This is a genomic window from Mycobacterium sp. E1715 (assembly GCF_001667625.1).
Taxonomy (GTDB): Bacteria; Actinomycetota; Actinomycetes; order Mycobacteriales; family Mycobacteriaceae; genus Mycobacterium.
The window spans coordinates 1-9,644 of record NZ_LZJJ01000095.1; the positions used below are offsets into that span (position 1 = coordinate 1).

The 9,644-nt window shown below is 66.4% G+C and carries 11 protein-coding genes and 2 pseudogenes; 6 read left to right on the plus strand and 7 right to left on the minus strand.

Translation table 11 applies throughout. The features are described 5' to 3' along the window. The 3 genes and pseudogenes from A9X03_RS05435 to A9X03_RS05445 all read left to right on the plus strand — a co-directional run. Positions 1-685, plus strand: a pseudogene (locus A9X03_RS05435) (lipid-transfer protein); the annotation flags it as partial. Further along, complete coding sequence (locus tag A9X03_RS05440; protein ID WP_068260025.1) at positions 685-1,884, plus strand: thiolase domain-containing protein; 1,200 nt, start codon at positions 685-687, stop codon at positions 1,882-1,884. The pseudogene A9X03_RS05435 and the gene A9X03_RS05440, both read left to right, overlap by 1 nt. Continuing rightward, complete coding sequence (locus A9X03_RS05445) at positions 1,881-2,288, plus strand: nuclear transport factor 2 family protein (RefSeq protein WP_067755643.1); 408 nt, start codon at positions 1,881-1,883, stop codon at positions 2,286-2,288. Before A9X03_RS05440 ends, A9X03_RS05445 begins: the two co-directional genes overlap by 4 nt. On the opposite strand, the gene A9X03_RS05450 is transcribed toward A9X03_RS05445, so the two are convergent. Further along, complete coding sequence (locus A9X03_RS05450) at positions 2,285-2,809, minus strand: gamma carbonic anhydrase family protein (protein ID WP_067755647.1); 525 nt, start codon at positions 2,807-2,809, stop codon at positions 2,285-2,287. The two genes, A9X03_RS05445 and A9X03_RS05450, sit on opposite strands and share 4 nt — an antisense overlap. Positions 2,810-2,936: 127 nt before the next feature. Between A9X03_RS05450 and A9X03_RS05455 the strand changes: the two genes are divergently transcribed. Both A9X03_RS05455 and A9X03_RS05460 read left to right on the plus strand, forming a co-directional pair. After that, positions 2,937-4,091, plus strand: coding sequence for a Rieske 2Fe-2S domain-containing protein (locus tag A9X03_RS05455; protein ID WP_068260029.1), 1,155 nt, complete (start codon positions 2,937-2,939; stop codon positions 4,089-4,091). Between the two features lie 4 nt (positions 4,092-4,095). Next, a complete protein-coding gene (locus A9X03_RS05460) occupies positions 4,096-4,551 on the plus strand; it encodes a hypothetical protein (RefSeq protein ID WP_067783582.1) in 456 nt (151 codons plus the stop codon). Position 4,552: 1 nt separating this feature from the next. On the opposite strand, the gene A9X03_RS05465 is transcribed toward A9X03_RS05460, so the two are convergent. Beyond that, positions 4,553-5,125, minus strand: coding sequence for a TetR/AcrR family transcriptional regulator (locus A9X03_RS05465; protein ID WP_068260032.1), 573 nt, complete (start codon positions 5,123-5,125; stop codon positions 4,553-4,555). Positions 5,126-5,232: 107 nt separating this feature from the next. On the opposite strand from A9X03_RS05465, the gene A9X03_RS05470 reads away from it, so the two are divergent. After that, entirely contained in the window at positions 5,233-5,523 is a 291-nt protein-coding gene (locus A9X03_RS05470; protein ID WP_231968943.1) for a hypothetical protein, read from the plus strand. A gap of 1 nt (position 5,524) precedes the next feature. Here the strand turns inward: A9X03_RS05470 and A9X03_RS05475 are convergent, their stop codons facing one another. The 5 genes and pseudogenes from A9X03_RS05475 to A9X03_RS05495 all read right to left on the minus strand — a co-directional run. Further along, positions 5,525-6,673: a sulfotransferase gene (locus A9X03_RS05475; RefSeq protein ID WP_067755660.1), complete on the minus strand. Its 1,149-nt coding sequence runs from the start codon at positions 6,671-6,673 to the stop codon at positions 5,525-5,527. A 69-nt stretch (positions 6,674-6,742) separates the two neighbouring features. Next, positions 6,743-7,525, minus strand: coding sequence for an SDR family oxidoreductase (locus tag A9X03_RS05480; protein WP_067755663.1), 783 nt, complete (start codon positions 7,523-7,525; stop codon positions 6,743-6,745). Positions 7,526-7,527: 2 nt separating this feature from the next. Further along, on the minus strand, positions 7,528-8,655 hold the full coding sequence (locus A9X03_RS05485) for a hypothetical protein (RefSeq protein WP_068260034.1): 1,128 nt from the start codon (positions 8,653-8,655) through the stop codon (positions 7,528-7,530). Between the two features lie 88 nt (positions 8,656-8,743). Further along, positions 8,744-9,043: a hypothetical protein gene (locus tag A9X03_RS05490; RefSeq protein WP_067755669.1), complete on the minus strand. Its 300-nt coding sequence runs from the start codon at positions 9,041-9,043 to the stop codon at positions 8,744-8,746. Between the two features lie 49 nt (positions 9,044-9,092). Next, a pseudogene (locus tag A9X03_RS05495) lies at positions 9,093-9,644 on the minus strand (4-hydroxy-2-oxovalerate aldolase); the annotation flags it as partial.

Here is a 9,644-nt window from a genome sequence, read left to right on the forward strand (position 1 = left end):
GACCGATCCCTATACCGTCGCGCCGCTGTGGCCGGACTCGATCTCGATGGCCGGGCTGCAGGCCCGCATGGGGCTCGACAACGGCAAGTGGACCGAAGAGCAGATGGCGCGCGTCGCGTTCGACTCCTTCGCCAACGCGCGCCGGGTCGACAAGGTGGAGGGGTCGATCAGCGTGGCCGAGCTGCTCGAGCGGCCGTTCTTCGCCGAGCCGCTGCGGCGCCACGACATCGCGCCCATCACCGACGGCGCCGCCGCGATCGTGCTCGCGGCCGACGATCGGGCGCGCGAGTTGCGCGAGAACCCCGCCTGGATAACGGGAATCGAGCACCGCATCGAAACCCCGGCCCTCGGCGCGCGCGACCTCACCGAGTCCCCGTCGACCAAGGCCGCGGCCCAGGCGGCCACGGGCGGCCGAACCGACAACCTGGACGTCGCGGAGATCTGCGCGCCGTTCACCCACCAGCACCTGATCCTCGAGCAAGCCATCCGGATACCGGGGCCGACCAAGGTCAACCCGTCCGGTGGAGCGCTGGCCGCCAACCCCATGTTCGTCGCCGGCCTCGAGCGTATCGGCTTTGCCGCCCAACACATCTGGAATGGATCGGCCAAGCGGGTGCTCGCGCACGCCACCAGCGGGCCCGCGTTGCAACAGAACCTGGTCGCGGTCATGGAAGGAAAGAACTGATGGCCGGAGCGGGAGCATACCTGGCCGCGGTACTGGGTACCGGGCAGACCAAGTACGTGGCCAAGCGCAAGGACGTTTCGATGAACGGCATGGTGCGCGAGGCGATCGACCGCGCGCTGGAAGATTCGCGTTCGACGTTCGACGACATCGACGCCGTCGTCGTCGGCAAGGCGCCCGACTTCTTCGAGGGCGTGATGATGCCCGAGCTGTTCATGGCCGACGCCGTCGGCGCCACCGGCAAGCCGCTGATCCGGGTGCACACCGCGGGTTCGGTCGGCGGGTCCACCGCGGTGGTGGCCGCCAGTCTGGTGCAGTCCGGCAAGTACCGCCGCGTGCTGGCCATGGCCTGGGAGAAGCAGTCGGAATCAAATGCCATGTGGGCGTTGTCGATTCCGGTCCCCTTCATCAAGCCCGTCGGCGCAGGCGCGGGCGGTTATTTCGCCCCGCACGTGCGGTCCTACATCCGCCGTTCCGGCGCACCGTTGAACATCGGCGCGATTGTTGCCGTCAAGGACCGGCTGAACGGGGCCCGCAATCCGCTGGCGCACCTGCATCAGCCCGACATCACCGTCGAGAAGGTGATGGAGTCGCCGATGTTGTGGGACCCGATCCGCTACGACGAGACCTGCCCGTCCTCGGACGGTGCCGCCGCGGTGGTGATCGGCAACGAGGAGGCCGCCGAAGCCCGTCTGGCCCAAGGACAGCCGGTCGCGTGGATCCACGCGACCGCGCTGCGCACCGAGCCGCTGCAATTCTCGGGACGCGACCAGGTCAGCCCCCAGGCCGGGCGGGACGCCGCCGCGGCGCTGTGGAAGGCGGCGGGCATCACGAGCCCGATCGACGAGATCGACGCCGCGGAAATTTACGTGCCCTTCTCGTGGTTCGAGCCGATGTGGTTGGAAAACCTCGGCTTTGCGCCCGAGGGTGAGGGCTGGAAGCTCACCGAAGCCGGCGAGACGGCGATCGGGGGGCGGCTACCGGTCAACCCCTCTGGCGGCGTGCTGTCGTCGAACCCGATCGGCGCGTCCGGCCTGATTCGGTTCGCCGAGGCGGCGATTCAGGTGATGGGCAAGGGCGGGGATCACCAAGTCCCCAACGCGCGTAAGGCGTTGGGGCACGCCTACGGCGGTGGCTCGCAGTACTACTCCATGTGGGTGGTCGGCGCGGACAAACCCACGCCCGAAAAAGTCGGCTCGTGACCGAGAACCCCGCGCACGAGGCGGGCCGCCGCTCGCGCGAGGCGGTCATCGCCAGGGACAAAGAGGCGTGGCTGGCGGTGTTCGCCGACGACGCGATCGTCGAGGATCCGATCGGGCCGTCGGCCTTCGACCCGGAAGGCAAAGGACACCGGGGCCGCGACGCGATCTCGGCCTTCTGGGACAAAGCGATCGCGCCCACCACCAAGATCGAGTTCGTCTTCCGCGACACCTACCAATGCGGCAACGAGGAAGCCAACGTCGGCCACATCCTGATCACCCATGGCGACTATCAGGTGACCGCGGAGGGCGTCTTCACCTACAAGGCGAACGACGAGGGCCAGATGACCGCCCTGCGCGCCTACTGGGAGATGGACCGCGCGGCCGCGTCGGCCCGGAAGGTCTAGAGCGGCTCGAGCCCGGCCAGGTGCCGCTGAGCCAGTTCGCGGTAGGCCTGCGGATTCACCTTGACCCACATCTCCGCGCCCGTTCCGGCCACGGGTCCCTTGATCTGCGCCGGTGCGCCCACCGCCAGCATGCCGGCCGGAATCTGGGTGCCGGCCGTCACCAGCGAATGGGCCGCGATGAGGCTGCGCGCGCCGATGACCGCGCCGTCGAGGACGGTCGCGTGGTTGGCGATCAGGGCCTCGGCCCCGACATGCACCCCGTGGATGCAGCACATGTGCGCCACCGTGGCGCCGGGCCCGATGTCGACCGGGATGCCGGGCGGCGCGTGCAGCACCGACCCGTCCTGCACGTTCGCGCCCTCGCGCACCACGATCGGCCCGTAGTCGCCGCGCAGCACGGTGTTGAACCACACCGATGCACCGGCTTCGACGACGACCTCGCCGATCAGGGTGGCGGTCGGCGCCACGAAAGCGGTGGGATCGACCCGCGGCGCCCGGCCCTCGAAAGCAAACAGCGGCATCGTCTAGATATACCCCGAGCGGGAATCCGCCGCGCATATGCCGTGGCCAGACTCGCCGTCGTTGCGCGCCGCCACCGCAAAACTGTAACGTGTTCTAGTTAGAGGGCCAGCGAGTTGGAGGTGACAGGTGACTACCGACGCCAAGGCGGTCGGCATCCGGGAGATCGATCCCGGTGCTCTGCCGACAAGGTACGCCCGGGGCTGGCATTGCCTGGGCGTCGCGAAGGACTTCCAGGACGGCAAGCCGCACTCGATCGAGGCGTTCGGCACCAAGCTGGTGGTCTTCGCCGACTCACACGGGGACCTGAAAGTGCTGGACGGCTACTGCCGGCACATGGGTGGCGACCTCTCTGAGGGCACCATCAAAGGCGACGAGGTGGCCTGCCCGTTCCACGACTGGCGCTGGGGCGGTGACGGCCGCTGCAAGCTGGTGCCATACGCCAAGCGCACACCCAAGACGGCGCGCACCCGCTCGTGGACGACCGACGTGCGCGGCGGCCTGTTGTTCGTCTGGCACGACCACGAACAGAATCCGCCGGACCCCGCGGTCCGGATCCCCGACATCCCGGAAGCCGCCAGCAACGAGTGGACGGAATGGCGGTGGAACCGCATCCTCATCGAGGGCTCGAACTGCCGCGACATCATCGACAACGTCACCGACATGGCGCACTTCTTCTACATCCATTTCGGGTTGCCGACGTACTTCAAGAACGTCTTCGAGGGTCACATCGCGTCGCAATACCTGCACAACGTGGGCCGTCCGGACGTCAACGACCTGGGTACCTCCTACGGTGAGGCGCACCTCGACTCGGAGGCGTCGTACTTCGGGCCATCGTTCATGATCAACTGGCTGCACAACAGCTACGGCGGCTACAAGGCGGAGTCGATCCTGATCAACTGCCACTACCCGGTGACCCAGAACTCGTTCGTATTGCAGTGGGGCGTCATCGTCGAAAAGCCCAAGGGCATGGACGAAGCGATGACCGAGAAGCTGTCGCGGGTATTCACCGAAGGCGTCAGCAAGGGCTTCCTGCAGGACGTCGAGATCTGGAAGCACAAGACCCGCATCGACAACCCCCTGCTGGTCGAGGAAGACGGCGCCGTCTACCAGCTGCGCCGCTGGTATCAGCAGTTCTACGTCGACGTGGCCGACATCCAGCCGGAAATGGTGGAGCGCTTCGAGATCGAGGTGGACACCACGCGTGCCAACGAATACTGGAACGCCGAGGTCGAAGAGAACCTCAAGGCGGCCAACGACGAAGTGCCCGTGGAGCAACACTGATTCCATGACCCAGGATCAACCGGCGGTCCCCGACGTCGACCGGCTAGCCCGGTCGATGCTGATGCTGCACGGTGACCATCACGACCACGAGGACGCGCCGGCCCGCAACGGCGGCTCCGGATCCTGGTCGAAGTCAAGGGATTTCGCCAACGATCCGCAGCGTGCCGCCGCCGTCGCCGAAGCCAGCCGCGCCGACCGGGAGCGCTACCTTCGCTCGGGCCTGCTGCCGGTGGATTGCCGGTTCTGCCACGTCACGGTCACCGTCCGGAAACTGGGCCCGGGCCACACCGCCGTGCAATGGAACACCGAGGCCTGGCAGCGGTGCGCCCACTTCACCGAGGTGCGCAACTCCGGTGGCGACACCGCGCGCACCCGTTCCTGCCCGAAGTTGAGCGACAGCATCGAGCATGCGGTCGCGGAGGGTTACCTGGGCGAGCCCGAGGATCCGGTCGACGACTGAATCACTGCCCTTGGGGCAGTTTGGTTATCGCTTCGAACGCCTCTAGGAATACCGCGGCGATGTCGCCCTCGCGGGCGCCGGCCATCGGCTTCTTCTGCAGGAGGACACGCTGCACGCCGATGCCCAATAGCAGGGCGGTGACCATGTCCGCTCGAATCCTGGGCCGGTCCGCCGTTATCCGCTTCGCCAGGTTGCGGGTGAGGCCCGCATCGAGCTGCTCGTTGAGCCGCGCCACGACCGAAGGGTCGCCGCTGGACCGCAGCAGGGCGAACAACGGGGCGTCGACATCGCGGCGCGCGCCCAGCACCCGGGCGATCAATCGCTCCGCCAGCACATCGTCCGCGGCGCCGAGAAGTTCCTCCACATTCTCCGAAACCTCCGTTGCTTCCGCGAAGAGCTTTTCCTTCGACCCGAAATAGCGGCGGACCAAAGTGACATCCACACCGGCTTTCGACGCCACCTCGCGCAGGCCAATGGCGTTGTAGCCCCGCGCAAGGAAGAGCTCGCGGGCGGATTCCAGCAGGCGGATTCTGGTGGCACCGGCGTCGCGGCGCCGTGGTGGCACGTCGTCCATCTGTCCTCCTTTGTCTACAACCGTAGACATATCCGCCCCGGCGGCGCTACGCTGAGGGCATATGTCTACGACTGTGGACATATGCCGGTGAGTTGAGGGAGGTTCTCATGGCCGGGGTGATGCTTGTCAAACAGCGGGTCGCCAGTGTCGATCAATGGAACGACGTGTTTCGCGAACCCCGACTCGATGCAACCCGGCGCCGGCATGGGCTGGTCGTGACCGGTACCTACATCGACGGCGACGACCCCACCACCGTCATCGTCGTCATGAAGATGGAAAACATCGATGCGGCAAGGCGATTCGCGGCCTCGTCCGAGCTTGCCAGGGCGCGCGAGCACGCGGGCGCGATCGGTCCACCAGACGGCGTTTGGCTGGGGGCCCGGCCGGTCGACGACTGATTCACAGCCCGGCGAAGCGCTCCTTGACGGTTTCGACGGTCAGCCCGTAATCCGCCAGCGAGTAACGATGTTTCGGCGCCCGCTCGCCGGACTGGCTGTCGGCGTGCGTCTTCTCCATCGCCGCCCTCGCCTCGTCGGTCAGCGTCATCCCGAACTGCCGATAGATGTCGGCCACCGTGCCGATCGGGTCGGCGATCAGTTCCTTGTAGTCGACGTCGTAGAACTGGGCCGGTGAATACTTGGCGCGGGCGGTGTTGAAGCGCTCCAACCCCCGCGACCAGGTATCCATTGCGTCGGCGCCGATCTGGGCCCCGTCAAACTTCGTCGACCATCCCTCGGCGGTGTGCTGAGCCAGCGAGCACATGGAGGCCATGATCGTCTCGACCGGCCGATGGGTCTGAATCACCAGCGCGTCGGGGTAGGTCGCCATCAAGGCGTCCAGCGCGAACAGGTGGCTGGGATTCTTCAGCACCCAACGCTTTTCGGCGTCATTGAGCCCGATCAGCTGGAGGTTCTTGCGGTGCCGCCGGTAAGACGGCGTCCAATCCTGCTCCGACAGCCACTGCGCGTAACTGGGCAGGTGCGCCAAGGTCTCGTAGGACACCGAATGCAGCGACTGCCGAAGCAGCTGCCAGCATTCCTCGAGCTCGTATGCGGCCATGAAGTGCAGGCCGGTGTAACCGGGATTCTCTCGGTGGTGCCGGTTGAATTGCTCGTCCAGTTGGCGATAAAGCGGGTGTGATTCCCAGGTTTCACGCGGCGGCCGCGGTTGCGGGAATTCGGCCAGCCACATGTGCAGGCCCTGATGCGCGGGGTCGGCGCCCAGCAGCCGGTGCAGCGCCGTGGTGCCGGTGCGCACCAGGCCGGTGACGAAGATCGGGCGTTCGATCACGACGTCGGCGTGCTGCGGGTACTGCTTCCACGACGCCTCGGACAGCAGCCGGGCCACCAGGGCTCCGCGCAGGAAAAATCGATTCATCTTGCTGCCCAACACCGTAAGGCCGGCTTCTCGCCGGTAGGAGTCCAGCAGCACCTCGAGCGCCTCGAGGTAGTTGTCGTCGTTGGCGCCGAAGTCGTCCAGTCCGGTCAGCTTGCTCGCGGATGCGTGCAGTTCGTCGACGGTGCCGATGTCGGTGCGATCAGCTCCCATGTCGCCATCTCCTCATCGCTTCGTCCCCCGCAAGCGGGTGGTGCCCCCACTGCATCGTCGATGGCGGCATCACGTGTGGTACTCCCCGCAGTTGACGTCCAGGGTCTGCCCGGTGATGCCGCTGGACAGGTCGCTGGCCAAGAACAGGATGGCCGAGGCCACCTCGTCTTCGGTCGGCAGGCGCTTCAGGTCGGAGTTCGCCGCGGTGGCCGCGTAGATCTGGTCCACCGTGGTGCCGTATTTGCCCGCCTGATGTTCGAAGTAGGCCTGCAGGGTGTCACCCCAGATATAGCCGGGGGCAACGGAATTGACGCGGATCCCCTTCTCGCCGAGCTCGGTGGCCAGGGACTGTGACATCGACAGCAGCGCCGACTTGGCCATCTTGTAGGCGCCGTACTTGGCCTGGGAGTGCCGCAGCACCATGGAGTTGACGTTGACGATCGACCCGTGCGACTTCTCCAACGCGGGCGTGAAGGCCTGGATGAGCCGCAACGCGCCCAGGGCGCTGAGCTCGATCGCATCACGGATGTGCTGAAAACTGGTGCCGGCCAACGGCTTCATCGATGGCACGCGGAACGCGTTGTTGATCAACACGTCGACCTTGCCGTAGGTGGCCATGGTCGTCTCGACGAGGTAGTTGACCTCGTCGTCGTCGGTGATGTCGCAGCGCACGGCCAGCGCCTTGTGCCCGGCGTCGTTGACCTCCTTGGCGACGCTTTCCAGCCGTTCCACGGTCCTCGCCGCGAGGACCAGGTCGGCACCGTCCTGGGAGAACCGGTGCGCCAGGGTGGTGCCGAGGCCCGGCCCGACGCCGCTGATGACGACGACCTTTTCGTTGAGCAATCCTGACATGGTCACCCCAGCATCCTGGCCGCAATTTGTTGTTGGCGCAGCGCTATTCGCGCCCGCCATTCGTCGTCGGAGATCTTATTGTGCTCGAAGTACGGCAACGTGGCGGGTACGGCGTCGAAGTCGACCAGCTCCACCGTGGGGCCGTCCGCCTCGGACAGCTGACGCGACACCCGCTGCCAACGGAACTGCAGGAAACCCCGCCGATGCGCCAGCGTCTCGACCCAGTTGGTCACTCCCGGATTCTGGTCGGCGACTACGATGCGCACCTTGCCGTCCGGATCCGCTTGCGCCTGAGTGTTGTTCAGCGACGTCTGGTGGTTGATGTAATCCAGGGAGATGTACCACAGGCTGCCCAGCTGGAAGCCGAGGTAGGGCGCATCGGAAGCCGGGATGGTGATCACCAGCGCCTGATCGGGCCTCAGGTCGTAGTGGCCGACCGACGAATACTGGGTCGCGAGTCCGCCCGGCGTGAGCCGGGGCGCAACCATGGTGTTCACCGGAAGGTCGAGATAGAACCACTGCGGGAATTGCAGCCACGTCTTCACCCGGTTGACGAGCTGCTTTCCCGCTGTGGCATAACGCTTTTCGATCGTCTCGCGGCTCAGCGGCGGGGGCGCGGTGCCCGCGGTGTCGAGCCGGGAAATCGCCAGCGTGCCGCGCTGTGCCGACCAGTCCCCATAGACCTCGCGGATGACCAACTGGCCGTTGCTGGTGGGCCGCACCCGCCACTCGAAACTGCCGTCGGCCGCGATCTCGAGTTCGCGGTCGTCGAACGCCGCCTGGCTGGCCGGCACGTTGTCGTCGGTGTATTCACCCCCGAGCAGCTGGAAGCTCAGGTCGGTCGTGGTGCCGCGTCGGCCGGTGACGACGTAGTCGTGATTGGCGTGTACCCGGGTGCCGAAGTAGAGGGTGTCGGGGTTGTCGAGGCCCATCTTGGTGAACGGCCCGGTTCCGGACTGCAGGAACGGGTGGTCCCGTTCGTAGTCGAAGGCGAGGTGGATACAGGCCGAAACGCAGCCCGCCAGATACTGCAGCCCTTCCAGGAGGTCTGCCTCGGTCTCGATGAAGGGCGCGTCGGCGACCAGTTTCTCGGCTTCGGCGATCGCGGCGGTGAGAGGATCAGAGAACACGCATAGACGCTAGAACGTGTTCTACTTTTTCGTCAATGGCGAACGTTCCCGCGCGTCCGCCCTAGCGTTCACCGACGAGGCCGACTCACTACGGTGCGCACTGCTGCGACAGGTCGATCAGATGCTGCCGCACGTCCGGATGCCGGTTGAGGTAGTCGATGACGTTGGGGCCGCCGCCTTCCGCCTCCGACTTGGCCTGAAGCTGCGCGTGCAGATCGGGATGCCGCTGCAGGTACTGGTCGATGGAGTTACCCACAGTCTGATCGCATTGGGGCGCGGCGCCGGCGACCGGGAGCGCGATCACGCTCGCGGCGGTGACGGCCAGCAAACTCCCGGCGAGCACGCCGTACGGTCCGCGGCCACGAGTGTTCCTGGATGTCACGGTCATGCGCGCCAGGTTACTCCGGATAGCTTTGCGTGGCCTGTGCATGCGCAGGCTACTTGGCGGCGGCACCGCTTTCTTGCTCGCGCTTGATCTCCAGCGCGATGTCGATGAGTTGGTCTTCTTGACCGCCGATGAGCTTGCGCTGACCGGCGCGGTGCAGCAACTGGTGGGCGGGCACGCCGTAGCGCTCGGACTGGCGGATCGCGTGCTTGAGGAAGCTCGAGTAGACACCGGAGTAGCCCATGATCAGGGCGTTGCGGTCCAGCAGGCACTCGGCCGGCATGGCCGGGGCGACCACCTCTTCGGCGGCGTCGGCGATGTCGAAGAAGTCGATCCCGGTCTTGACGCCGATCTTGTCGAACACGCCGATGAGCGCCTCGACGGGCGCGTTGCCCGCCCCGGCACCGAACCGGCGACACGAGCCGTCGATCTGCTTGGCGCCCGCGCGGACGGCCTCGACACTGTTGGCCACCCCGAGCCCCAGGTTTTCGTGGCCGTGGAAGCCCACCTGGGCGTCGTCGCCGAGCTCGGCGACCAGGGCCGCGACCCGGTCGCGCACCCCTTCGAGGACCAGCGCGCCGGCCGAGTCGACCACGTAGACGCA

Coding starts and splice junctions, on each gene's coding strand:
- A9X03_RS05450 (WP_067755647.1), bottom strand. CDS start 2,809: ATGCCGCTGTTTGCTTTCGAGGGCCGGGCGCCGCGGGTCGATCCCACC.
- A9X03_RS05465 (WP_068260032.1), bottom strand. CDS start 5,125: ATGGACGACGTGCCACCACGGCGCCGCGACGCCGGTGCCACCAGAATC.
- A9X03_RS05440 (WP_068260025.1), top strand. CDS start 685: ATGGCCGGAGCGGGAGCATACCTGGCCGCGGTACTGGGTACCGGGCAG.
- A9X03_RS05460 (WP_067783582.1), top strand. CDS start 4,096: ATGACCCAGGATCAACCGGCGGTCCCCGACGTCGACCGGCTAGCCCGG.
- A9X03_RS05490 (WP_067755669.1), bottom strand. CDS start 9,043: ATGACCGTGACATCCAGGAACACTCGTGGCCGCGGACCGTACGGCGTG.
- A9X03_RS05480 (WP_067755663.1), bottom strand. CDS start 7,525: ATGTCAGGATTGCTCAACGAAAAGGTCGTCGTCATCAGCGGCGTCGGG.
- A9X03_RS05470 (WP_231968943.1), top strand. CDS start 5,233: ATGGCCGGGGTGATGCTTGTCAAACAGCGGGTCGCCAGTGTCGATCAA.
- A9X03_RS05475 (WP_067755660.1), bottom strand. CDS start 6,673: ATGGGAGCTGATCGCACCGACATCGGCACCGTCGACGAACTGCACGCA.